The 25,069-nt window shown below is 70.0% G+C and carries 17 protein-coding genes; 2 read left to right on the top strand and 15 right to left on the bottom strand.

Annotation, left to right across the window (positions count from 1 at the left end; genetic code table 11):
• Window positions 1–16: 16 nt before the first annotated feature.
• From AMK24_RS09795 to AMK24_RS09820, 6 genes are all read right to left on the bottom strand, one after another.
• A complete protein-coding gene (locus AMK24_RS09795) occupies window positions 17–1,993 on the bottom strand; it encodes a PIG-L family deacetylase (protein WP_073767152.1) in 1,977 nt (658 codons plus the stop codon).
• Window positions 1,990–4,086 (bottom strand): glycosyltransferase family 4 protein, encoded by a 2,097-nt coding sequence (locus AMK24_RS09800; RefSeq protein ID WP_073767154.1) that lies wholly within the window; start codon window positions 4,084–4,086, stop codon window positions 1,990–1,992. The genes AMK24_RS09795 and AMK24_RS09800 overlap by 4 nt, the downstream gene beginning before the upstream one ends.
• Window positions 4,083–5,849 carry a stealth family protein gene (locus AMK24_RS09805; RefSeq protein ID WP_073767156.1) on the bottom strand — a complete coding sequence of 589 codons (1,767 nt, stop codon included), beginning with the start codon at window positions 5,847–5,849 and terminating at the stop codon, window positions 4,083–4,085. The genes AMK24_RS09800 and AMK24_RS09805 overlap by 4 nt, the downstream gene beginning before the upstream one ends.
• Window positions 5,846–7,468, bottom strand: coding sequence for a sugar phosphotransferase (locus tag AMK24_RS09810; protein WP_073767158.1), 1,623 nt, complete (start codon window positions 7,466–7,468; stop codon window positions 5,846–5,848). Before AMK24_RS09810 ends, AMK24_RS09805 begins: the two co-directional genes overlap by 4 nt.
• A 15-nt stretch (window positions 7,469–7,483) precedes the next feature.
• Window positions 7,484–8,974, bottom strand: a complete 1,491-nt coding sequence (locus AMK24_RS09815) for a stealth family protein (protein ID WP_073767160.1) — start codon at window positions 8,972–8,974, stop codon at window positions 7,484–7,486.
• A 474-nt stretch (window positions 8,975–9,448) separates the two neighbouring features.
• Window positions 9,449–10,564, bottom strand: coding sequence for a hypothetical protein (locus AMK24_RS09820; protein ID WP_073767162.1), 1,116 nt, complete (start codon window positions 10,562–10,564; stop codon window positions 9,449–9,451).
• A gap of 333 nt (window positions 10,565–10,897) precedes the next feature.
• Between AMK24_RS09820 and AMK24_RS09825 the strand changes: the two genes are divergently transcribed.
• The gene (locus AMK24_RS09825) at window positions 10,898–11,977 is read left to right on the top strand and encodes an LCP family protein (protein WP_073767164.1); all 1,080 of its coding nucleotides are present in this window, start codon (window positions 10,898–10,900) and stop codon (window positions 11,975–11,977) included.
• Between the two features lie 39 nt (window positions 11,978–12,016).
• The gene (locus AMK24_RS09830) at window positions 12,017–12,418 is read left to right on the top strand and encodes an NTP pyrophosphohydrolase (protein WP_073767166.1); all 402 of its coding nucleotides are present in this window, start codon (window positions 12,017–12,019) and stop codon (window positions 12,416–12,418) included.
• 30 nt (window positions 12,419–12,448) lie between these two features.
• On the opposite strand, the gene AMK24_RS09835 is transcribed toward AMK24_RS09830, so the two are convergent.
• The 9 genes from AMK24_RS09835 to ngcE all read right to left on the bottom strand — a co-directional run bounded on the left by AMK24_RS09835 (window position 12,449) and on the right by ngcE (window position 24,599).
• Entirely contained in the window at window positions 12,449–13,918 is a 1,470-nt protein-coding gene (locus tag AMK24_RS09835) for an amino acid permease (protein ID WP_073767168.1), read from the bottom strand.
• A gap of 200 nt (window positions 13,919–14,118) precedes the next feature.
• On the bottom strand, window positions 14,119–16,035 hold the full coding sequence (gene dxs, locus AMK24_RS09840; protein ID WP_073767170.1) for a 1-deoxy-D-xylulose-5-phosphate synthase: 1,917 nt from the start codon (window positions 16,033–16,035) through the stop codon (window positions 14,119–14,121).
• Between the two features lie 167 nt (window positions 16,036–16,202).
• Entirely contained in the window at window positions 16,203–17,516 is a 1,314-nt protein-coding gene (locus AMK24_RS09845; RefSeq protein ID WP_073767172.1) for a sugar ABC transporter permease, read from the bottom strand.
• Window positions 17,513–18,301 (bottom strand): ATP-binding cassette domain-containing protein, encoded by a 789-nt coding sequence (locus AMK24_RS09850; protein WP_073767175.1) that lies wholly within the window; start codon window positions 18,299–18,301, stop codon window positions 17,513–17,515. The genes AMK24_RS09845 and AMK24_RS09850 overlap by 4 nt, the downstream gene beginning before the upstream one ends.
• Window positions 18,302–18,595: 294 nt before the next feature.
• Complete coding sequence (locus AMK24_RS09855) at window positions 18,596–19,708, bottom strand: sugar ABC transporter substrate-binding protein (RefSeq protein ID WP_073767177.1); 1,113 nt, start codon at window positions 19,706–19,708, stop codon at window positions 18,596–18,598.
• Between the two features lie 120 nt (window positions 19,709–19,828).
• Window positions 19,829–21,028 carry an ROK family transcriptional regulator gene (locus AMK24_RS09860; RefSeq protein WP_073767179.1) on the bottom strand — a complete coding sequence of 400 codons (1,200 nt, stop codon included), beginning with the start codon at window positions 21,026–21,028 and terminating at the stop codon, window positions 19,829–19,831.
• 214 nt (window positions 21,029–21,242) lie between these two features.
• On the bottom strand, window positions 21,243–22,184 hold the full coding sequence (locus tag AMK24_RS09865) for a carbohydrate ABC transporter permease (protein WP_073767181.1): 942 nt from the start codon (window positions 22,182–22,184) through the stop codon (window positions 21,243–21,245).
• On the bottom strand, window positions 22,184–23,104 hold the full coding sequence (locus AMK24_RS09870; RefSeq protein ID WP_073767183.1) for a carbohydrate ABC transporter permease: 921 nt from the start codon (window positions 23,102–23,104) through the stop codon (window positions 22,184–22,186). Before AMK24_RS09870 ends, AMK24_RS09865 begins: the two co-directional genes overlap by 1 nt.
• 49 nt (window positions 23,105–23,153) lie before the next feature.
• Entirely contained in the window at window positions 23,154–24,599 is a 1,446-nt protein-coding gene (gene ngcE / locus AMK24_RS09875; RefSeq protein WP_073767185.1) for an N-acetylglucosamine/diacetylchitobiose ABC transporter substrate-binding protein, read from the bottom strand.
• Between the last annotated feature and the right edge of the window lie 470 nt (window positions 24,600–25,069).

A 25,069-nucleotide genomic window follows, 5' to 3' on the forward strand; every position in this document is an offset into this window, starting at 1 on the left:
CACGCCCCCACGCCGTTCAGGACTGTTCCGCGTGGAAGGCGGGGCCGAGCGCGCTGCCCACCACCGGCGACAGCTGTCGCCGCAGACACAGGCGGCCGTCGGTGCCGACGACCGCCACGACGACGGCTCCCGCGGCGTCGTACGCCATGGCCGGGGCGTGGGTGAACATCTCGCCCGACTCACGCCAGTGGGTGCCGGAGACGTTCCGGTCGGGGGCCGGGAAGGAGACGGCGAGTCTCCCTCCGGAGCTGCGGTGGGCCAGGAACGCCTCCCGTGCGCCCCGCTCGGGGGCCCACAGGGCCGCCACGGCCCCCGTGCCGCCGCTGGTGCCGAGACTCGCGCCGCCGCCGGGCCAGCTGCCGTTCTCATGCTGCCGGTAGGCCATGACCTGCTGGGTCGCGGCCTGCCGGTAGTAGAGGCAGGTACGGCCGCCGCCCGAGTCCACCGCGTTGACGCCGCCGGTCGCGACCCTGCCGGTCTTGAGCGTGGTGTCCTGGACGAAGGGGCCGCCCAGGAAGGTCTGGTGCCAGCGGCTCACCGTTTCCTTGCCGGGGACGTACAGCTCCACCGTGCCCTGCTCGGTGGTCACGGCGATGCCGGCGTCCTGCAGGAAGGAGCCGCCGAGGTTCTCCCAGGGCTCCCACACGCCGCTCTCGTTCCTGCGGCGCATGCTGATGCCCTGGGCGAAGTTCCGGGCGAAGACATGGAGCCGCCCCTCGCCGTCGACGGCGGCCGAGGGCACTCCGAGCTCCCGCTGACGGCGCCCGTCGCCGTGCGTCCAGTCCGGGTTCTCCAGGGACTGCCAGCCGGCGAAGCCGTTGCCGTCGGGGTCCTGCACCGTGTGGACGATGTCCACGGTGACCGCGCCTCCGGCCACCATGTTCCTTCGCAGTCCCACCAGTTCGGCCGGCCCGCCCGGCGTCCCCGTCACCGCGACGGTGGGCGCGATCCAACCGTCGCCGAGTACGAAGGGGCCGCGCCACACGCCGGAGGCGGGGCCCGTCTCCGTCCAGAAGGCGAGCCGTCCGCCCAGGACCGCGAAGGCGTTCAGCCTGTCGCCGGGCCCCGGCCGCAACCAGTTGGCGGGGGGCGAGTAGCGGTAAGCACTGCTCATCATGTGCGTGCTGCGGTAGGGGTTGGGGCCCAACTGCCGGTCGCCGCACCGCTCGCAGGTCCCCTGGGGGCAGTGTGTGGCGTCCAGGCCGGCGTACGTGGCGAGGTATTCGGCCTTCTCGGCCATGGCTACCGGGTCCAGGTTGTAGCCCCAGAAGCGGTTGGCGTACGCGCGGTAGTGCTCGACGACGGGCGCGTGCCCCGCGTCCCGGTGACGCTGCAGTGCGGCGAGGGCGAACTGGGTGACGGAGGTGTGGTCGACGTGGTCGGACATGACGAATCCGTCCTTGCCGCCGTCGTGCTCGGGGTCGGGGTCCATCACCCGCGCCACCGTCGGGCGGACCTCGTCGAGCAGGGCGGTCAGGCCGACGATCAGCTGTTCGCGGGAGACGTGCTGCACCTCGTCGATCGTGGAGCCCCGCTCCGGCAGCGTGGCCTGCGACCGGATGGCGCCCTCCCACAACTGGTGTACGCGGGTGCGCTCGCCGCCCATGACGGGGGCTCCCATGTGCAGTTGGCAGAAGTACATGCGCACGGTGTCGCGTGCCAGCAGGGTGAAGCGTTCCACGACGAAGCCGGGCGCCAGCTGTACCGGCTCCCGGCGCCACGGACTGGTGCGGTCCCCGGTCGCCATGCGCGCGTAGGCGGAACGCAGACCGCAGCCGCGCGCGGTGCTGTAGCCGATGAAGTCCGGCTGCTGGGCCCGGCGCTGCGGATCGTTGGTGTCGACGTTGAGGCCGTCCCCCTCGCCCGCGGTCACCACCACGGTCGTGATCGCGTGTCCTTCCTGAAGCGAACGGACCAGGTCGGGGTTCATGAAGTACAGATCGTCGTCCTGGTGCGCGACGATGTGCAGAAGGGAAGGTCTCACTCGGTTCATCGGTCCACCACGTTCATCGCCATGCCTCCGGACACCGAGCAGTAGGGGCGCACCCATACCGGTCGGGCCGGATGGACCATGACGTAATCCGACTGTTCAACCCCCGCCAACGGCACGGGCGGGTAGGGGTAGGCGCTCTTGACGTCGGGAAAGTCTTCGAGCACCCGGCACACACGGGTCTTCTTCCACTGATCGGGGTACGGCTGCAGCCACCAGTCCCAGTCCTCCCAGCGCTCCAGGCGGTGGTCGACGACGTACCGGACAGGCACCTCCACCCGGAAGGCCCTGCTGCTCAGGACCTCGACCGGAACGGTGTGGTTGACCATGTGCTGACCACGCCGGCTGACGACGAAGCGCGCACCCGGCCTGATCTCCCGTTCTCCGCACAGCACCCCGGTGACGGTGATCCCGGACTCGTGCAGGTCGATGGAGGTGCACTCGACGTGCTCCCGGCGCATTACCGTGCGCAGCATCAGTTTGCCGTTCGGCTGCGCGTACGGGAGGTTCCAGCCGATCGGAGCGCTCGTGGGCCAGGCCACGAGCCGGGCACGGGCGTCGATCAGGGAGCGGGTGTCCCGGATGCCCGCCTTCATATGGACGTTCTCCGACCTGGCCGAGCGCATGGTCACCTTCCAACGGCCGTCCCCCAGGGCGTCGAGGGCCGAGGCCGGAAGCTCCGCGCTGTAGAGCGTGCCGCCGTTGTCCTGCTGGGTACGGACGGTCGGCAGTTCCATGTCCGGCAGGGCCGCGGCGCCGGCGGTGCCGTGTCGCAGCACGAACTGCCAGCGGTGCTTGTCCTCGTGCGGCCCTTGTACGGCGAACCTCAGCCGGCCCGCTTCGTCGGTCGTGACGTCGACCGTGGCCGCCCTCATGGAGACCGGCGGAACGGTCCACCGCTCCGGCCCGCTCGCGCGCGGCGCAGCGGGCCGACGGTAGTCGCGGTCGGCGGAGGCGCGACGGCGGGCCGCGTCCTCGAAGAGTTCGACGTAGCGAGCGGCGACCACGTCCGGGTCGTAGCGTGCGGAGTTGCGCAGCGCGGCCTCCCCCATGGCTCGGCGCAGGTCGCCGTCGGCCATGAGCAGACGCAGCCCCGAGGCGATCGCGGAGGCGTCCCCGGTGGGGACGAGGAGGCCGTCCTCGCCGTCCCGGAGGATCTCCCGCGGCCCCACCGGGCAGTCCGTCGAGACGACGGGCAGACCGCAGCGCATGGCTTCCACGAGCGTCATGCCGAAGGACTCCGCGCTGGAAGTGACGGCGGCGATCGAGCCCTTGACCCACTCCGACTCGATCGGCGAGAAGCCGCCCATCAGCAGGGCCCGGCCCGTCAGGCCGAGTTCGGTCACCAGTCCGCGCAGTTTCGCCGCCTCGCCCCCGTCACCGTAGATGCGCAGCTGCCAGTCGGGGAACTCGTCGGCGATCATGCCGAAGGCGCGGATCAGCAGGTCGTACCGCTTGATGTGGTGCATGCGGCCGGCGCTGACCACGACCTTGCTGGTGCCGTCCGCCGGGGGGACGACCGGCCGCGGCACGCTGTTGGGGATGCCGACCACGGGGAGGCCGGGCACCGGGGTGTTGGCGAGGAAGGAGCGGGCGTCGGCCTCCGTGACCGTGGTGACGGCGTCCAGGCGCGGATACACCCGGGCCATCTCGGCACGCACCGCAGGCGGGATCGCCAGATGCGTCATGTGCTCCTGGGCGACGCGGAGGGCGGAGTCGCGGGTGTACGCGGCCACGAAGAGGTTGAGGCTGGGCCGGGTGCCGATGACGACGTCGGCATCGGTCGCTGCCAGGTCGTCGATGATCCGCCGGTCGGTGAACCGGTTGTACTGGGCGTAGAACTCCTCCTGGCGCGGAACCACTTCGCTCGGCTCGTCGGACCCCGGGGCGGCGCGGTCGGCGGCGCCGGGGCGCAGGTCGACCAGGGCGCGCACCCTGATGCGGGGCGAGATCTCGAACTTGGGGGCGGTCAGGCGGCGGAAGACGGAGACGATCTCCACCTCGTGGCGCACCGCCAGCGCCTCGGCCAGGTTGATGACGGTTCGGTTGGTGCCGCCGATGCCGTAGATGTTGTTGATCAGGAAGGAGATCTTCATCGGACGTCGGCGTCCTTCCGCTCGAAGGGACTGGGGACGGGGTAGTAGGCCTGGAGGAAGTCGCTGAGCATGGCCGCCTGCCGTCCGACGTCGAAGGTGTCCGACAAGGTGTCGTTGATGCAGAACGCCTGCCGGTCGCGTCGGGCCAGCAGAATGCCCAGCCGACGCGCGATCTCGGGCTTCGCCAGGTCCAGGTAGGCGAAGCTGATCTCCGAGGGCACCGCGCGCGCCGTGAAGTACGCGTAGTAGTGGTACAGCGAGGACGGGATGGAGATGTCCGTGGGGCTGCGGAAGCGGCTGTAGGTGGTCCCTCGGTGGGCTTCGGCGAACTCGTGCTCGATCTCGTACAGCACGCTGCGCCGCAGGGCGTACGGGGCGTGTCGCAGCTTCTGCACGATGGCGGAGCCGAAGTTCTCCAGGAGGAGCCTGCGGTTGTTCTTTCCCGCCGCGTCCACCGGGCGGTCGCCGCCGCTGAGTTCCCAGCGCGGCACCTGGGAGGGCGACAGGAACGTCCGGGTCATCCCGTTGGACAGGAAGAAGTCGCGCGGGGTGACGGGGCAGCCGAGGAACATGTCGTCGTTGAAGTACAGGAAGTGCTCGGACAGCCCGTCGATGTGGTGGAGCTGACTCTCGATCGCGTGCGAGTTGAAGGTCGGCAGCGCCGCGGGGTCCGCGAAGAGTTCGGAGTGGTCGACGACGGTGATCCGGGGGCTGCGGAGGTTGAGCCAGTGCGGCCGCTGCCGGTCGGTCACCAGGTAGACATGGCGGACCCACGGCGCGTTCTGCTCCAACGCCCGCAGGGAATAGCGCAGTTCATCCCGGCTGATGTAGCGCGCCGCGTTGGCAGCCTCCGCGTGGTAACCACGGTCGCCGAACGCCTCTCGGCGGCGCCGCCACTCCTGGTCGGAGCCGTCCACCCAGGTGTAGACGACGTCGATGGGGAAGCGCACGTCCTCGGGAAGCGGCTCGGCGCAAGCGGCGATGGTCCGCACCGAACGGGTCCGGCGCGTGTGCAGGGCGGCGAACCCGGTGAGCCTGCTGACGGGCGCGCTGACCCGCCCCTCGGCCGGCGAGACGTCCTCGGTGACGCGGTTGGGGCGGGGGGCGATCAGACGGCCGTCCTCGTCCTTCTCCCAGAACTCCAGGTCGCAGCCGTACTCCAGCCCCAGCACCAGGCTGTTGCCCGGGTCGCTCCACACCATGCCGAGGCGCAGGACTGCGGCCTCGCCGGCGATCCTGCGCGCCCGGGACGATCCGCACAGGGCGGGCCGGCCCCTGGCCGCCTCCCCCCGGCACGCGACGGCGTAGACGGGTCCGGTGCTCCGGGTACGGTCCAGCAGGTCGACGACGCGTGCCCGGTCGTGTGCGGCGACGGCCAGGACGGAACGGAAGTCGGATTGCCCACGGATCGCGAAGTAGTCGATACCGGCCGCCTCCAGGAAGGAGACGACCAGTTCCAGATTGGCCTCGCGCAGGCCGAGCGGGGACACGGTGGAGCGTACGAGCGCTATCTGCGCGCCGTGGGCGGGGAGTACCGCCAGCCGCTCCTGTCCGCCGAACAGCTGGGGCCAGCGACGCCGCGCGCGGGCCGCGCGGACGGCACGGACGACCGCGGTGAGGTGGTGCGTACGCCGCAGCGCTCCCTTGAGGGCCGCGCGGAGCCGGATCGGTACCCGGCGTGCCACACGGCGTCTGAGGGAGGTCGGTACGAGGGTGCGGTATACCCCGACCGCGGCGGACGCTTCGGGATTGCCCATGCTCACGTGCGCTCGTCCGGGTCCTCTGATGGTCCCGGATCGAGCTCGAACGGGCTCGCGACGGGGAAGTAACGGTGCAGAAAGGAGATGACGGCGTCGGTGCCGCCACGGCTCAGGGAAACTTCGGCGCCGAGCCCGGACAGCTGCATCTGCTGGATGTCCCGGCGCACCAGGAGCCGGTCCAGGTGGCGTCGGATGCCCGGAAGCGCCGCGTGGAGCGCGACGGTCGCCTCCCCCGCGGGGTCGGCGAGCCCCGCCGTGCGGGCGAAGTGGTGCGTCAGGCCGTCCGCGGGGTGGGTGAGCGGCAGGACGGGCACCAGCTGCGCGTCGGGGGTCTGCTCCGGGGCGTACCCGGAGGCGGCCAGACCGACGAGGGCGGAGCGGGTGTAGGGCTGGGGGCCCGGCGCGTAGCCGTGACCGGTCGCCCGTCCGGTGGCGGCGTGGGCCGTGGCCGTCCAGGGGGCGAAAGATTCCTCGGCCGTCCACGGCCCGCGGCGCGGCCGGGTTCCGCCGTGCGGGCTGAAGTAGTCGAAGGGGCGCACCGGCCGCCCGAACAGGGCGCCGGGGCGCATCAGGAGGAACCGGTCCGAGAGGTCGGGCAGCTGGTGCAGCCACATCTCGGCGTCCGGCCCCGCCTGGATCACGGAGAGGTGGTCGGCCGACCTCAGCCAGTGGGGGACCGGGGCCTGCTCCAGAATGTGCACCACGTCCACCCAGGGGGCGTACTGGTGCAGAGACCTCAGTGCGGCGCGGAGCAGCTCCTCGCCCCAGGGGGTGTCGTGCCGCCAGGGGATGACCGCGTCCACGGGGAAGGTGATCTCCTCCAGGCGCGGGATGTCGAAGTTCTCCAGCGTGACGGTGGGGTCCATCTCGCCGTCGATGTCCGAGTAGCCCGAGAGCCGTTCGATGCCGATCTCGACGCCGGGAGCGTCCCGGGGCACCACCCGCTGGACACGGTTGGGGCGCGGCCCGACGAGGCGTTCGACGGGCAGCGCGTTGTTGACGGTCCAGAACTCGATCTCCACGCCCTGGTCGTCGCCGACCCACAGATTCTGCGTGGGATCGGTGCGGAGCCAGGTGATGCGGATCACTTTGGCCTTGCCGTAGTGCTTCCACGCCTTCATATGGCTGCCAGGGACGGTCCTGGTCTCGTTGTTGGCCGGGGAGGCGGAGACCACGTAGCCGGTGTGTTCCTCCAGCAGTGCCCGCAGGACCCTGCGGATCTGCCCCTTGTCCTGCTGCTCCACGGCGAAGCAGATCCGCCGGTCGTCGAGTGCGGGCACGGCGAACCACGGGATCTCCGCCCGGTCGAGGGCGTGCGCGATCAGGTCGTGGTCCAGGCGTCTCGCGAGGTCCGCGGTAAGGCCGCTGTGGACGTGGGCGATCCGGCCGTCGGGGGCTTTGGTCCGGCGCTCGGAGACGCCCCGGAAGTCGGACCTGCGGATGCGCCGCAGGGCACGCCGGTGCAGGCGCGCCTCGCGCCGGTCGAGGGTGCGGACCAGACTCCGCTTGACCTTCCGGCGGACGCGGGGGGTCACACGGTTGGCAGCGACGGACCGCACCGGCAGCGGGACGATACGGCGGTACACCCGAGCGGCGGAGCTCAGTGCGGGTGGGCGGGCCACGTCATGAACTCCGTTTCATCGCTCGTAGGGACTGGGGGTGGGGAAGTAGCCGTTGAGGAAGCCGTCGAGCAGTTCCTGCTGGGCCTCGATGTCCTCCGGGGTGGAGAAGGCGTCGTTGAGGCAGAAGGAGTCCTGGTTGCGCCCGTCGAGGAGTCTCTGCAGCCGGTCGGCGAGATCGGGCACGGCCAGCTGCAGGTAGGTGAAGGGCATGGAGGACGGCTGGGCGCGGCCGGTGAGTGCCGCGTAGTAGACCGCGAAGGACGAGGTGGGCGACAGGTCCGTCATCGCGCGGAACCTGCTGGCCGAGGTACGCGCCCAGGCCTGCGGGAAATCCCGTTCGGCCTCCTCGATCGCGCTGCGTCGCAACGCGTAGGGAATGTGTTCCATGGGCTGGGTGATGACCCTGCCGAAGCGTTCGAGCAGGAGCGCCCTGTTGTTCTTGCAGGCCGCGTCCACCGGTGTGTCGGTCTCGACGACGGGCCCCTGCGGGATGCGGTTGCGGGAGGGGAAGTAGCGCGCGACCCCACTGGGGGTGAAGAAGGAGTACGGCGTCACCGGGCGGCCGATGAACATGTCGTCGTTGAAGTACAGGAAGTGCTCCGACAGGCCCTCGATGTGGTGCAACTGGCTCTCGATGGAGTGCGAGTTGAAGGTCGGCAGGTCCGTCGGATCGCGGAAGATCTCGCGGTGGCTGACCACCTGGATGCCCGGCACGTCCTCACGCATCCAGGCAGGCACCTGGTCGTCAGTGGCTATGTAGATGTTGCGTATCCACGGCGCGAAGAGGTGGAGGGACCGCACCGAGTAGCGCAGCTCGTCCCGGCTGATGAAGCGGGCGTCGCTCGCGGACTCCGCGTGGTACACCTCGCCCTTGGCCGAGGCCTTGCGCCTCTGCCAGGCGGGGTCGTTCCCGTCGACCCAGGTGTAGACGGCATCCACCGGGAAGGTGATCTCGTCGGCCAGCTCCACCAGGAACTCGGGGCGGGTGGCCAGGAGAGGCGTGGAGCCGGGCGCCGTCCAGTCGGAGATGAACCGGCTGAAGAGACGGGCGGCGCCGAGAACGTTGGGGCCGTGCTCGGACACGGCCCAGGTGACGCGGTTGGGCCGGGGCGCGACGAGGTGGCTGCCCTGGCGGCGCCAGAATTCGACGGCGCAGCCGTACTCATGGCCGAGCAGAAGGTGGCGGCCGGGGTCGGAGCGGGTCCAGCTCACCTGGAGAGCAGCCGCCGTCCTGACGTCGCGCCAGGCCCTGGCGTCGCGGGAAGAGAGCGGCGGGGCCTGCCGGACCTGGTCGGGCCGGGTGACGCCGAGGTGTCCGGGGTACTGACCGAGGCCCCGGAAGAGGACGTTGAGCACCCGTTCGCGCTCGTCCTCCGCTACGGCGACGACCGTGCCGTGGTCGGAAGTGCCGCGTACGGCGAAGTGGGCGATGCCGGCCGTGTCCAGCAGTGAGGTGACCGCGGAGCGGTTGGCCTCCCGGGCCGCCAGCGGCGTGACCGCCCGCATCGGGTAGACGTCGTCGGCCGTGGCGGCCGACGGAGGCGCGCTGTGCGGCTGCGCGGGTATACCGACGGGCGGTCCGGGCGCGTCTGTCCGCCTCGCCGCGTACGCGGCGGGGCCGGGAATAGTGGTCACCCTTCGCGCCTCTCCAGAACCAACCGGTGCCACTGCCCAGCCATGGTGCCTCGTTCTCCCCCGTGAAACGGCCGTGAAGACCGTCTCCCTGCCGCCCCCGAGCTGTTTCCGCCACTCCGTCCCGCCCTGAGGAAACAGCTGGCCACTTTCACATGAAAAATAAACCTTCACAGCACAGGCACATCTTCACCGTACGTGCGTTCTATGTCAACACGGGGTCGAGGCCGCGCCGCGGAATACCGGGACAGACAGGTGAACCGACCGCCGCACCCGCACCGCGCAGGCGTCCACCGCTCGACCCGGCGTTCACGTCCGCGCCACACGGCCCGCGCACCGGGGGGTGTCTCAGACGCGGGCGGACGGCCCCATGGCGAGCCCCGGTTCGTCGTTCTGGCGGGCGACCCACAGACCCCCGTCGGGGGCGAGCGCGGCAATGACCACCCTGCCGTAGGCGTCCAGAGCCAGACCCGGAGTCCCCGTGCCGCGTTCACCGGTGGGAGACCACCACAGGCCGGCGCCCTCGTTCTCGGTCCCGCAGGCCGCCAGCATCACGTTGCCGTCGGGGTCGCAGTGCGCCAGGACCGTGCAGTCGTAGTCGTCCAGCGTGGCGCGCAGGGCCGCGACCGGCCCCGTGGGGGCGCCGCCCAGCGGAATCACCCAGCCGCCCGGGCGGTGGGCGACGATGCCGCCGGACGCCGGATCGGTCCAGTAATAGGTGGCCCGGTCCGGGGCGGTCTCCAGCGCCACCGCAGTGCCCGGCACCATGGCCACGGGGATGTTCTCCGCACGCTCCGGGAGCGTGTGCGGTTCCGGCTGCACCCACCGGCCCGCGCCCTCCTCCCCCGGGAGCAGCACCTCGATCCGCCCCGAGGCCGCCGCCATCACGGCAGGCGCATCCTGGAACATGCTGCCCTGCAGATCGCGCCAGGCCTCCCACTTGCCGCCCTTGCCCTCCCGGCGCAGCATCAGGCCCCGCCCGGCGTTGCGGACCAGGACGTGGAGGGTGCCCGCGTCGTCGACCGCGCCGGTCGGCACACCGAGCCGCTCGGCCTTGTCCCGGTCCTTGTGCGGGTTGCCGAGGGAGCGCCACGCGGTGAGCGGGCGACCCGACTGGTACTGGATGGCATGGACCAGGTCCACCGCCGCGGGCCCGTCCGGCTTCGGCACCGCACGGCGGGCCAGAAAGTGCACATAGCCGTCGGCGCCCTGCGCGATGGAGAGGTGCGTCAGGTCGCGCAGCGGGAAGAGGTCGGGCCCCGTCCACGAGGAGCCGCCCGGCCGGTCCTGCGTCCAGCGGAGCAGGCCTTCCCGGTTCCGCGCGTACGCCGCGAGCCGCCCGCCCGATCCGAGCAGCAGCCATCGCCCGTCGACCGTGGCGTCGGCGCGATGGCTGCTCCGGCTTTCGAAGTCGCCCGGCAAGGTGGGCCTGCTCCGTGCGGATCGTGCGGATCTGACCGGCATAGGTGAAGTCGCCTTCTGGATTCTCGGCCGTCTCGGAAGGCCGTCCGACGGCCCGCCCTTCGGGAAGGGGTCAACCCATCATAGGTTCAGCACTTCTTCACACAGCGTTCGCCCGCCGGCCGAGCCTCGGGCACGTCTTTACAGCGCGAAGGCTCTCGCGAGGCCGCCGGTACTACCCACGTACGATCGCACACCTCATTCGCAGCTCGCACGCCTGCTCGATGGATTGTCTATAGTTCTCGCACCAGCCATGTCGGACCGGCCCCTCCCCCCACCCGAGTCCACCCGCCACAGCCCTCCACCGGGCCGCGAGACCTAGGGACTCGAATCAGGATGAGCAACGACGTCATGCCCCCGGGCCGGCGCGCCGCCCGGCGTTCGGCACAGCCCCGCAAGCGCCGCCGCGGCCTCAAGATCACGCTCGGCGTCCTGCTCGTCCTGCTGCTCGCCGGCGGCGGAACGGCCTACTGGCTCTACAGCCGGCTCGACCAGAACATCACGGCGGTCGACATCGACAAGGCGCTCGGCGAGGACCGCCCCGAGAAGCTGCCCACCAGCGGGCAGAACCTGCTGGTCCTCGGTTCGGACTCGCGCGCCGGGGCGGAGAACAAGGAGCTGGGCGGCGGCGGCAGCGTCGGCGGCGCGCGCTCCGACACCGCGATGGTGGTGCACATACCCGAGGGCCGGACGAAGGCGGTCGCCGTCTCCATCCCGCGCGACACGCTGGTGCCCCGGCCCGAGTGCGTCGGGGACGGCGGTTCCACGGTGCCCTCCAAGGAGCGCGTCATGTTCAACTCCGTCTACTCCCAGGTCGGTCCGGCCTGCGTGGTGAAGACGGTGGAGAAGATGTCCGGCGTCCGCATCGACCACTACCTGGAGATCAACTTCGCCGGGTTCAAGGACCTGGTCGACGCTATCGGCGGTGTCACCGTCGACGTGCCGCAGGACATCGACGACAAGTCGACCGGGCTGCACCTCAGCGCGGGCCCGCAGAAGCTGGACGGCACCGAGTCCCTGGCGTACGTACGGACCCGGCACGGCATCGGCGACGGCAGCGACCTCGGCCGCATCGGGCTCCAGCAGCAGTTCCTGATGGCCCTGCTGAGCGAGGTCAAGTCGCAGGACCTGCTGGGCAGTCCGACGAACTCGTACAAGATCGCCAAGTCCGCCACCAAGGCGCTCACCACCGACTCGGAGCTGGCGTCGCTCACCTCGCTGGCGGAGTTCGCCCGCTCGATGAACGGCGTCGACCCGGCCTCGATGGAGACGATCATGCTGCCGGTGGCGTACGACAAGATCGACGAGAACCGGGTGGTCGCGGCCGAGCCGCAGGCGGGCCGGCTGTGGAAGGCGATCCGCGAGGACGCCGTCATCCCCGAGGACGCGAAGAAGTCCCCCGCCACCGGGGGCTGACGGCCCGTCGCGCCGCCCTTCCCGTGACACCCTGCCGGGATGAGCGAGGAGAGCGCGGCGCTGGTGATCGTGGACGGGGCCAACGTGGTCGGCTCCGTGCCGGACGGATGGTGGCGGGACCGGCGCGGGGCGGCCGAACGGCTGCGTGACTCGCTGGTCCGCCGCGCCGGTGAGGGGTTGCCGGGCCTGCCCGGCCCGCTGGAGCTGGTGCTCGTCGTGGAAGGGGCCGCCCGGGGCGTCGCCTCCGTGCCCGGCGTCCGGGTGGATTCGGCCCCCGGCAGCGGCGACGACCTGATCGCCGAGCTGGCGGCCGGTGAGGGGGCCGGCCGGGAGTGCGTCGTCGTCACCGCCGACCGCGGGCTGCGGCAGCGGGTCGAGGCTTACGGGGCCCGGTGCGTGGGGCCCCGTACGGTACGGTCGCCGGACCCCGGCGGGCGGTGACCACCGGAAGGCCCGGCCCGGTGGCGCCCGCTAAGGGCGGTTCTCCCCGGCCATGCGGCTGTGGGAGCGCCCGTAGGCGAAGTAGATGACCCCCCCGAGCACCATCCAGGCCCCGAACCGCACCCAGGTCTCCACCGGCAGGTTCAGCATCAGCCAGACCGAGGCGGCCACCGAGACGATCGGGAGCAGCGGCACCAGCGGGGTGCGGAAGGCGCGGGGCAGATCCGGTCGGGTACGGCGCAGGACCAGCACGCCGAGGGCGACGACGACGAACGCGAAGAGCGTGCCGATGTTCACCAGGGTGGCCAGCTCCTCGATGCTGGTGAACCCGGCGATGACCGCGATCAGCACCCCGAGCAGGATCGTCGGGCGGTACGGGGTGTGGAAGCGCGGGTGGGTCTTGGAGAAGAACCGCGGCAGCAGCCCGTCCCGGCTCATCGCGAAGAAGACGCGGGTCTGGCCCAGCAGCAGGATCATGCAGACCGTGGTGAGGCCGACCGCCGCGCCGAAGCTGATCAGACCGGCGTAGAACGGGTGCCCGGTGGCCTTGAAGGCGTCGGCGAGCGGGGCGCTCACGGACAGTTCGCTGTAGTGCTGCATCCCGGTGACGACGATCGAGACCGCCACGTAGAGCACCGTGCAGATGACGAGCGAGCCCAGGATGCCGCGCGGCATGTCGCGCTGGGGCAGCTTGGTCTCCTCGGCGGCGGTGGCCACCACGTCGAAGCCGATGAAGGCGAAGAAGACGATGGAGGCGGCGGTGAAGATGCCCATCACGCCGAAGTGGGTGGGTTCGTAGCCGAACATCAGCTGCACCAGCGGGGCGTCCCAGCCGCCCCCGGCCTCCTGCTTCTCGGCCGGCGGGATGAAGGGCCTGTAGTTCTCGGCCTTGATGAAGAACAGGCCGGCGATGATCACCATGAGGACCACGCCGACCTTGATCGCCACGACGACCGTGGTGACGCGGGCGGACAGCTTCATGCCGATGACCAGGATGACGGTCAGGACCAGCACCAGGGCGAAGGCCAGGACGTCGAAGCCGAATCCTTCCGCCACGTCCGTCCCCGAGAGTACGTCGGGCAGCGCCCAGCCGGCGTTGTCCAGCAGGGAGCGGATGTAGCCGGACCAGCCGACCGCGACCACCGCGGTGCCCAGTGCGAACTCCAGCACCAGGTCCCAGCCGATGATCCAGGCCACCAGCTCGCCCAGCGAGGCGTAGGAGAAGGTGTACGCGGAGCCGGCGACCGGGACGGTGGAGGCGAACTCGGCGTAGCAGAGCGCGGCCAGGGCGCAGACGACGCCGGCCGCGACGAACGCGATCGCGGTGGCGGGGCCCGCCGTCTCCTTGGCGACCTGGCCGGTGAGGACGAAGATGCCGGTGCCGATGATGACGCCGACGCCGAAGACCGTCAGGTCCAGGGCGGAGAGGGACTTCTTCAGCCCGTGTTCCGGCTCCTCGGTGTCCTGGATCGACCGTTCGACGGATTTCGTGCGGAACAAGCCTTTTCCGCGGGGTGGTGTGACCTGCGCGCTCACCTGCGTTACCTCCACGCATTCGTTGTGAACGCCATGATTCGGACAAGTCCGACAAGTGAACGCGCCATCCGGCTCGTTTCATGCGAATGGGCCGGGAGAACCACCCGTACAGGGGTGGTCCTCCCGGCCCACAGGCCGCACGAACCGCAGGGCGGGGGCGCGGGTCAGTCGCGCGCGGGCTCCACGGCGCGGCTCTCGAAGCGGCCGTCGAGCTTGGCCACCAGGCCGGTGACCTGCCGGGCGATGTCCGGCGCGGTCAGTCCGATCTCGGCCATGACCTCGCCGCGCGAGGCGTGGTCCAGGAAGACCGGCGGGATGCCGAAGTCACGCAGCGGTACGTCGACGCCGGCGTCGCGCAGGGCCTGGGCGACGGCGGATCCGACGCCTCCGGCGCGGCTGTTGTCCTCGACCGTGACGACGACCCGGTGGCGCTCGGCGAGCGGGGCGAGCGCCTCGTCGACGGGCTTGACCCAGCGGGGGTCGACGACGGTGCTGGAGATGCCCTGGGCGTCCAGCAGATCGGCGATCTCCAGGCACATCGGGGCGAGCGCCCCGACCGAGACGACCAGCACGTCCGGCCGGGCGTCGGCCTTCGGCTCGCGCAGGACGTCCATGCCGCCCACCTTGCCGACCGCCTTGACGGCCGGGCCGACCGCGCCCTTGGAGAAGCGGACCACGGTGGGGGCGTCCTCCACGGCGACGGCCTCGCGCAGCTGGGCGCGGACCTGGTCGGCGTCGCGCGGGGCGGCGATCCGCAGGCCGGGCACGCACTGGAGGATCGACATGTCCCACATGCCGTTGTGCGAGGCGCCGTCCGTGCCGGTGATGCCGGCCCGGTCCAGGACGAAGGTCACCCCGCACTTGTGGAGGGCGACGTCCATCAGGACCTGGTCGAAGGCGCGGTTGAGGAAGGTGGCGTAGACCGCGAAGACCGGGTGGAGGCCGCCGGTGGCGAGGCCGGCCGCGGAGACCGCGCCGTGCTGCTCGGCGATGCCGACGTCGTAGATCCGGTCGGGGAAGGCCGCCTCGAACTTGCCGAGGCCGACCGGCTGGAGCATGGCCGCGGTGATCGCGACGATGTCCTCGCGCTCCTCGCCGAGCTTGACCATCTCCTCGCCGAAGACGGAGGTCCAGTCGAGGCCGGAGGTGGAGATCGGCAGCCCGGTGTCCGGGTGGATCTTGCCGACCGCGTGGAAGCGGTCCGCCTCGTCCTCCAGGGCCGGGGTGTAGCCGCGGCCCTTCTCGGTGAGGCAGTGCACGATGACCGGGCCGCCGAAGCGCTTGGCACGGTGGAGGGCGGACTCCAGCGCCTCGATGTCGTGGCCGTCGATGGGGCCGACGTACTTCAGGCCGAGGTCCTCGAACATGCCCTGCGGGGCGATGAAGTCCTTGAGGCCCTTCTTGGCGCCGTGCAGGGTGTCGTACAACGGGCGGCCGACGACCGGCGTGCGCTCCAGGAGGTCCTTGCCGCGGGCCAGGAACCGCTCGTAGCCGTCGGTCGTACGGAGCGTGGCCAGGTGGTTGGCGAGGCCGCCGATGGTCGGGGCGTAGGAGCGCTCGTTGTCGTTGACGACGATGACGAGGGGGCGGTCCTTGGCGGCGGCGATGTTGTTCAGCGCCTCCCAGGCCATACCGCCGGTGAGCGCCCCGTCACCGATGACCGCGACGACGTGGTCGTCCTTCTTCAGGACCTCGTTCGCCTTGGCCATGCCGTCGGCCCAGCCGAGGACGCCGGAGGCGTGGCTGTTCTCGATGACGTCGTGGTCGGACTCGGCGCGGGAGGGGTAGCCGGAGAGGCCGCCCTTGCTCTTGAGCCGGGAGAAGTCCTGGCGGCCGGTGAGCAGCTTGTGCACGTAGGCCTGGTGGCCGGTGTCCCACAGGACCTTGTCCTTGGGCGACTCGAAGACGCGGTGCAGGGCGATCGTGAGCTCGACCACGCCCAGGTTGGGCCCGAGGTGTCCGCCGGTCTTGGACACCGCGTCCACCAGGAAGGTGCGGATCTCCTCCGCGAGCCGGTCCAGCTCACCGAGGCTGAGCCGGTCCAGGTCGCGCGGTCCCTTGATGCGGGTCAGCAGATCCACCCGTGCCTCCTTGCGTTTGAGCTGATCGAGCGTGCGTGCCGATCCGATGAGTCTAATGTTCCGCTCGCGGGAGTGGGCAGCGGGCGGTCCGGTTCGTAGCGATACCCGGACACGCGCGGGCGCCCGGCGACCCCTCGGGGGCACCGGGCGCCTTCGCGGATGTGCGGTCAGGCGCGACCCGCGGTCTTCTGGGTCTTCCGGGTGACGGAGTCGATGACCACCGTGGCCAGGAGCACGGCGCCGGTGACCATGTACTGGATCGGCGTGGCGATGCCCTCCAGCGACAGTCCGTACTGGATGGAGACGATCACCATGACGCCCAGCAGGGCGTTCCAGGTGCGGCCCCGGCCGCCGAAGAGGCTGGTGCCGCCGATGACGGCCGCCGCGATGACGTTCATCAGGAGGTCGCCGGTGCCGGAGCCCTGGTTGGCCGCCGCGATCTTGGAGGCCCAGAACAGGCCGCCGATCGCCGCGAAGGTCCCCGCGATGGAGAAGACGGAGATCCGGATCGCGGTGACGTTGATGCCGGCCCGGCGGGACGCCTCGACGCTGCCGCCGAGCGCGAAGATCTTCCGCCCGTAGGCCGTGCGGCGGAGCAGGAAGTCCGTGCCGACCAGGACGATCAGGAAGAGGACCAGGGCGAGCGGCAGGCCGCGGTACTGGTTGAACATGTAAGCGGCGGCGAAGGCGAACACCGCGAGGACGGCGGTGCGCACGACGATGTCCGCCAGCGGCCGGGCCGGGATGCCGGCGGCCTCGCGGCGGCGGGTGTCCAGGAAGGCGGCGGCGAAGTAGCCGACGACCGCGACGGCGGCGAGCCCGTAGGCGGCGGCGACGTCGGAGAAGTAGTACGTGGTCAGCTTGCCGACCACGCCCTCGCCGTCCAGGTTGATCGTGCCGGAGTCGCCGAGCAGCTGGAGCATGAAGCCGAGCCAGAACAGCAGGCCGGCCAGGGTGACGGCGAAGGCGGGGGCCCCGATCCGGGCGAAGAAGAAGCCGTGGATCGCGCCGATCACCGCGCCGCTGACGACGGCGACGAGGATCGCCAGCCATTCGTTCATGCCCTGGGTGACGCTGAGCACCGCGACGAGGGCGCCGGAGACGCCGGAGACGGAGCCGACCGAGAGGTCGATCTCGCCGAGCAGCAGGACGAAGATGATGCCGACGGCCATCATGCCGGTGGCGACCATCGTGGTGGCGATGTCGCTGATGTTCTTCGCGGAGAGGAATTCGGAGTTCAGGCTCTGGAAGACGATCGCGATGATCGCGAGGCCGATGACGACCGGGATGGAACCCAGGTCGCCGCCGCTGATCTTGCGCTTGAACTCGGTGACGTACCCGGCGAAGCCCTGCTCGCGGATGAGCAGGCGGGGGTCGACGACGGTGGCGGCGCCCTCGGCCGCGTCCGGGTTGCCGACCGGCGGGGCGTCCGCCGGGGCTGCGCCCTTGTCGAGCGAGGGGGCGGACTTGTCGGTGGTCACTTGGAAACCTCCGCGTTGCGCGCCGCACGTCGGGTCACGGCGTTGTCCGTGGCGCCCGTGATGGCGGAGATGATCTCTTCCTGGGAGGTGGTCTTCACGTCGAAGACCCCGTTGTTCCGGCCCAGCCGGAGCACCGCGACCTTGTCCGCGACGGCCTTCACATCGGCCATGTTGTGGCTGATGAGGATGACCGCGTGGCCGCGCTCGCGCAGCCGCTCGACGAGGTCGAGGACCTGGGCGGTCTGCTCGACGCCGAGGGCGGCGGTCGGCTCGTCGAGGATGACGAGCTTGGGCTCGCCGAGCATCGACCGGGCGATCGCCACGGTCTGGCGCTGGCCGCCGGAGAGCGAGGCGATCGGGATGCGGACGCTCGGGATGCGGATGGAGAGCGTGGAGAGCAGCTCCCGGGAGCGGCGCTCCATCTCCACCTCGTCCAGGACGCCGAACCGGCGCAGCTCACGGCCGAGGTAGAGGTTGCCGACGACGTCGATGTTGTCGCACAGCGCGAGGTCCTGGTAGACGGTCGCGACGCCGAGGTTCTGGGAGTCGTGCGGCTTGTTGATCTGCACGGTCCGGCCTTCCCACTCGATGACGCCGTCATCGATGGGGTGCACTCCGGCGATCGTCTTGACCAGCGTTGACTTGCCGGCGCCGTTGTCGCCGACCAGGGCGACCACCTCGCCGGCGTGGACCTCAAGCTCTACATCGGTGAGTACCTGGACGGCACCGAAGCGCTTGGAGACCCCTCGCAACGCCAGCACGGGCGTAGCGGACACATGAACCATCTCCTTCGCCGCCTGACCGGCGGGGATGCCGCGCCCGGGGGAAGGCGCGGCGGTGTCGAGCAGAAGGGATACGCGAAAAGCGGGGAAGCGTTCCGTCCGGCGCCCCGCCCGGTAGCGGGACGGTTGGTGTGCGGGGCGCCGGACAGGCTTCGTGGCGCGTGCGGGGCCGGCGGACCGGGCGCACGCGCGGACGGTGGGCCGCCCGGTCCCCGCGCGGGGACCGGGTGGCGGTGGAGCGGGCGGGGCCGGGCCGCTCGGGGGTGGGCCCGGCCTCCGGGGCGCTGCTCCCGGGGGCTACTTCAGACCGATCTTGTCGCAGGCGGCCTTGTACTTGGCCGAGCAGATCTCGTCCAGGGTCCAGATGCCGTCCTTGACGACGGTGTCCTTGATGTTGTCCTTGGTCAGGGAGACGACCGGGACGAGGACCGTCGGGATGCCCTTGGTGGTGGCGCTGTCGACCTTCGAGGTGGCGATGGAGTCGAGCTTCTCGCCCTTGGCGAGCGCGACGGCCATCTCGGCGGCGACGATGCCCTCGGCCGGGTAGGACTTGTAGACGCTCATGAACTGCTCACCGGAGACGATGCGCTGAACACCCGCCAGCTCGGCGTCCTGGCCGGTGACCGGCGGGAGCGGGGAGATGCCGGCGCCCTTGAGCGCGGTGATGATGCCGCCCGCCATGCCGTCGTTGGCCGAGTAGACGCCGTCGATCTTGTCCTTGCCGAGAGCCGTGATCGCCGCCTCCATGTTGGCGTTGGCGTTCTCCGGCTTCCACTCCTTGGTGTCGTACTCCTTGCCGTACTTCACCTTGCCGTCGAGGACGGACTTGGCGCCCTTCTTGAAGAGCGCGGCGTTCGGGTCGGTGATCGCGCCGTTCATCATCACGATCGTGCCGCCGTCGGCCTTGTCGCCCAGGGCCTCCAGCAGGGCGGTGCCCTGCGCCCGGCCGACCTCTTCGTTGTCGAAGGAGGTGTAGGCGTCGATGGGGCCCTCGGCCAGGCGGTCGAAGGCGACGACCGGAATGCCCGCGTCCTTGGCCTTCTTGACGCTGTTGGCGATCGCCTTGGAGTCCACGGCGCCCACGATGAGCGCGTCGACCTTGTTGGTGATCATGGTGTCGACCTGCTGCGCCTGCGTGTTCGCGTCCTGCTTGGCGTTGGCGTAGGTGACCTTCGCCTTGCCGCCGGTGAGCTCGCCGACCTTCTTCTCGATGATCGGCCGGTCGAACTTCTCGTAGCGGGCCGTCTGGTTCTCGGGGAGGAGCAGACCTATCTTCAGGTCGTCGCCCTTCTTCTCCGAGCCTCCTTCGGCCTTGTCGCCGGACTCCTTGGCGCTCCCGCAAGCGGCCAGCGAGATCGCCATGGTGGTGGCGGCAACGGCGACGGCGGCACGACGCATACGCGTGTTCATTCTCGAACCTCCCTGACGAGGCCGCGACGTTGCGGCCGAGGTGGCTGGAAGTCAACTCGGCCGCAGCGTCAGCGTCAAGGAGTAAATCCTTAACGAGATGACAACGGTGCCATTCGTTATCTAAGTGAAGGCAGGAGTCGCCATCGGGAGCGTGCTCTCCAAAAGGGTCGAATCCCCCATCTCGCTCAGCACCAGGGCGAGCGCGCCCAACACCTCGGCCCGGCCGCCGAGCGCTCCGGGGAGAACCGACAACTGCCGGGCGGCGCTGGGGATCGCGTACCGCGACACGGAGTCCCGTATGGGGCCCAGGACCAGCTCCCCGGCCTCCGCCAGCGAGCCGCCGAGCACCACCCGGCTGGGGTTGAGCAGATTGCACAGGTTGGCGACGCCGCTGCCGATGTGCCGGCCCACGTCGCCGATCACCCGGCGGCACCCCGGATCGCCCTCGCGGGCCAGCTGGACGACCCGCTCCATGGTGAGCCCGGGGCCGTGGCTGGGCTGGAGCAGCGGCAGGACGTACCGCGCGGCGGTGAAGGTTTCCAGGCAGCCGCGGTTGCCGCACCGGCAGACCGGGCCCGACTCGTCGAGCGTGATGTGCCCGATCTCGCCGGCGGTGCCGCCGGGGCCCCGGTAGATGGTGCCGTCGATCACCAGGCCGGCGCCGACGCCGCTGGCCACCTTGATGTACGCGAGGTCCTTGACGCCCCGCCCGCTCCCCCAGACCAGCTCCCCCAGCGCCCCGAGGTTGGCGTCGTTGTCGACGTACACGGGCACGCCGAGGCGGCCGGACAGCTCCTCGCTGGGGTTGATGCCCGTCCAGCCCGGCAGGATCGAGGTGGAGCCCAGCGTGCCGGACTCGACGTCGATGGGGCCCGGCACGCCGAGGCCGATCCCGATCACCTTGTCCGGTCCGATGCCGGTGGCCTCGATCAGCCGCTTGACCAGCACCTCGGCCCGGTCGAACCCCTCGGCGGACGAGGCGTCGACGTCCAGCGGCTCGGCCTCCTCGGCGAGCACCTGGTGGGCGAGGTTGCCGACGGCGACGCGCAGGTGCGTATGGCCGAAGTCGACGCCGATGACGATGCCCGCGTCGCCGCTGAGGGAGACGCTGCGCGCCCGCCTGCCGCCCGCGGACGTGGGCGTGACGTCGACCGTTCCGCCGTCCTTCAGCTCCCGGACGATATTGGAGACCGTGGCCGCGGAGAGCCCGGTGCTCCGGGCGATCTCCGCCTGGGTGAGCGATCCCGCCATCCGTACGGCGCGCACGACCCGCTCCAGATTGGCCCTGTGCAGCGATGTCTGCGACCCGGGAGTCTCCATCGACTCATCCACTCCTGCCCTTGGCGGGCGGCCCGTGAGGACCGCCCCGGCCGGGGCCGCAGCGACGAGACCCCGGCTTCCTCCAACATGTGAACCCTAAGCTGACCTTTCGGGGGTGCCTCCCGTCAAGACCTGAGCACCGGCACACCGACGACGGCCCGGCGCCCCGGCGGAGGGACTCCGCCGGGGCACCGGGCCGTACGTGGAACGAGGGCTACTTCAGGGCGCCCGCCGTCAGGCCGGAGACGACCTGGCGCTGGAAGACGATGTACGCCGCCAGCACGGGCAGCATCGCGATCACCAGGCCGGCGAAGAGGCCGGAGTAGTCGCCCTTGTAGCCCTGGCTCGCGGCCAGCTCCACCAGGCCCTGGGCCAGCACCCGCTTCTCCGGGTCGGTGTTCAGCACCGTCGGCAGCATGTACTGGTTCCACTGCCCCAGGAAGTTGAAGATCCCCACGCTGATCAGGCCGGGCTTGGCCATCGGCAGCATGACCTGGAAGAACGTCCGGGTGTGCGAGGCCCCGTCGATGATCGACGCCTCCGCCACCGAGGTCGGCAGCGTACGGAAGAACGAGGTCAGGAAGAACACCGTGAAGGGCAGCGAGTACGCGATGTACACGGCGATCAGGCCGTGGATCGTGTTCAGCAGCCCCATGTTGTCCATGACGTAGAACAGCGGGACCAGCGCCAGCATGATCGGGAAGCTCATGCCGCCGACGAACAGGAAGTAGATGAACCGGTTGCCCGGGAACTCGAAGCGGGCCAGCACATAGGCGGCCATGGAGCCGAGCACCAGGGTGCCGACGAGCGAACCGCCCACCACCAGGACGGTGTTCAGGAAGTACTCGCTCATGTGGGCCTGGCTCCAGGCCCGGCCCCAACTGTCGAAGTTCAGCGAACTGGGCAGCGACCACGGGGTGTTGAAGATGTCCGAGTCGGTCTTGAACGAGGACATCACCGCCCAGAACAGCGGCAGGACGACCATGATCGCCCACAGGACGAGCATCCCGTGCGAGAAGACGTTGAGGACGTGGCCCTCGCTGCTCTTGACGGGGCCCGAGGAGCCCTTGGAGACCGGGGCGGAGCGCTGGACCGGGACCTCGGCCGTGCCGGCGCCGGACGGGGGCCCGGAGGGAGGGGTGTCAGTGGTCTTCATCAGAACTCCAGCCGCTCGCGCCGGCCCACCCGCATGACGATGGCGGCGAACGCCAGGGTCACGAGGAGCAGGGCGACACCGATCGTGGTCGCGTAGCCCGCCTGTCCGTCACGGAACGCCGCCTGGTAGACGTACAGCGGCAGGACGGTGGTCGAGTAGTCGGGCCCGCCGGGGCCGACGCTCATGATGTGGACGATGGCGAAACCCTCGGCGCCGAGCGCCAGGATGCCCATGTAGACCCAGCCGGACTGGACCGTGTCCCACAGCAGGGGCAGCGTGATCCGGAAGAAGGTCGTGAAGCGGCTCGCCCCGTCCAGCAGGGCGGCTTCGTAGAAGTCCTTGGGGATGGAGGCCATGCCGGCGGAGAACAGCACCACGAAGAAGCCGGTCGTGCACCAGACGAGGACCGCCATGATGACCCACAGGGCCAGGTCCGGGTCGCCCAGCCAGGTCGGCACGTCGTCGAAGCCGACGGCCTTGAGGGTGCCGTTGATCATGCCCTGGGCCGGGTCGAAGGCGAACTGGAACAGGATGGCCACGATGGCGATCGAGAGCACCTGCGGGAAGAAGTACGCGATCTTGTAGAAGCCCGAGCCCCGTACTCCGGCGATGGCGGCGCCCTTGCGGCGCCGCCCGCCCACGTTGAGCATGAAGGCGAAGAAGAGTGCGAGGCCCAGCGTCACCAGCGGCAGCAGAACGGCCAGCAGCACACTGTGCTGCAGCGATTTCCAGAAGATGTCGTCGTCGAGCATCTTGGTGTAGTTGTCGAACCCGACCATCTTGAAGTCGGGGCTCAGACCCGTCCAGTCCGTGAACGAGTAGTAGATGGACTGGATGAAGGGCCAGATGACGAAGATGACGTACAACGCCATCGGAACCACCAAGAACCCGACTATGAACCGGTATTTACCGTGTTGCATCGTTACCGACTCCGACCTTCCCGTGCTGCCCGCCGCTGGTGACGCGTGGTCACTGGTGCTTGAAGTGCTTGATGGACTGGTCCTTGGCGGTCGCGTCGGCGAAGGCCTGGATCTTCTTGATGGTCTCGGCCGGCTTGGCGCGGCCCGCCATCATCTCGCCGAGCGCGGCGACGCCGATCTGCTCCTTCTGGAGCTTCACGTACCAGTCCTGCAGGCGCGGGTTGACTACGTTGGTGCCGGCCTTCTCCAGCGCGGCGACACCGGACTTGAGGCCGTCGGACAGCTCGATGCCGTCCGTGCCGCCGTTGAAGGCGGAGAGCGACTTGGTGCTGGAGGTGAAGGACTTGGAGGAGGCCTCGCTGAGCATGATGCGCAGCTGCTCCAGACCGCCCTCCGGGTTCTTCGCCTTGCTCGGGACGATGAACGGCTCGCCGCCGGACGCCCAGATGGTGCCGAAGGGCATCTTGTCCGAGGAGTCGAGGCTGGAGGGGGCGCCCACGGACAGCTTGAAGTCCTTGGGGATGATCGCCGCTTCCTCGTTCTCCACCCAGGAGCCGTTCGGGATGAACAGCGCCTTGCCGCGGGCCCACGCGCCCTGCGAACCGCGGTGGTCCAGGCCCGGGGTGCCCTCCAGGATGTAGCCCTTGGCGACCAGCTCGTAGTACGCCTCGAAGGCGGCCTTGACCGCGGGGTGCTCCCAGGCCTTCGGCTCCAGGTTGTCGATCGCGTCGAGGACCTCGGAGCCGCCGATCTTGGCGATGAACGGGTACAGCGAGAAGGGGAGGTAGTAGGGGTGCTTGCCGGGGTAGGTCCAGCCGGCGATGCCCTGCTTCTTCGCCTTCGCGCAGAGCGCGAGCATGTCGTCCCAGTTCTCCGGGTACGTGGCGTCGAGCTTCTCCAGCGCGGTCTGCGAGTACCAGACGCCGTAGACCGTGTACGCGTAGTACATGATCCAGACCGGGTCGCCGTCGAACTGGCCCATCTCGACGATGCCGGGCCGCAGCGTGTCGCGGACCTTCTTGGCGGGGTCGTCGATGGAGGGGGCGTCGAGCAGGGGGGTCAGGTCGGTGAGCTGCTTCTTGCCGACCAGGACGCCCATGTCCATCTGCTGGGCGCCGGAGTTGTCGATCAGGTCCGGCGGGGTGCCACCGTTGAACCGCGGCTGAAGAACCGACTGGATCTTCTGCGTCGCGGAGAACTTGACCTTCGCCTCGGGATAGGTCTTCTCGTAGACGGCCTTGGCGTCCTCGGCGTACTTGGTGCCGAAGCCACCGTCGAAGATGACGATCTCCAGCGGTGCGCTGCCGTTGACGGCCAGCGGGTTCTTCTCGGTCTTCTCGCCCTTTTCGACCTTGTCGTCGCTGCCGCTGTCGCCGCTCGCGCAGGCGGACAGGAAGCTCATCGTCGGAACGGCGATCAGGCCGAGTGCGGCAGACCGCTTGATCAGATCGCGACGGCCAAGGCCCTCATTGTTGTGGGCGGAGGTGGATCCCATGCTCAAGTCCTCGCCTTCTCCAGGACTCAGGCGGTGTACCGGTCACCCGTGGAAACTCGCCTCAGGCGAAGGGGCCCGCCACCGCGTTCAGTTGCGCTGTGGGTCATGCGGATGTGCAGATGTACCGGCCGGGCCGGTGCGGGGGGTGTCGGGAGACAGTACAGCGAGGGCGCCCCAACCGCCCCCGCGACCGTCGCTGTTCTCCCCCGCGCGCACATCCGCGTGAAACGGCTGTGCAGGTGCCGACAGGTATAGTCCACTTGTCGCCGACTGAGCAAGATCGAACGCAGGTTTGGTCGGCAGTCTTTCCCGAGTTGAGACCTCACGGACACCTCGGCGCCCCGCCCCCTCCTCCCGCGGCGGCTATTTCCCCATTCCGGCCGATTCGCCGAGGGGGCCCGCGGCAACACCCTTGACACGTCCTGCCACTTGGCTCCCTACTGGACCTTGCATCCCTCTATGACAACGTT

Source organism: Streptomyces sp. CB02366, assembly GCF_001905905.1.
Classification (GTDB): domain Bacteria; phylum Actinomycetota; class Actinomycetes; order Streptomycetales; family Streptomycetaceae; genus Streptomyces.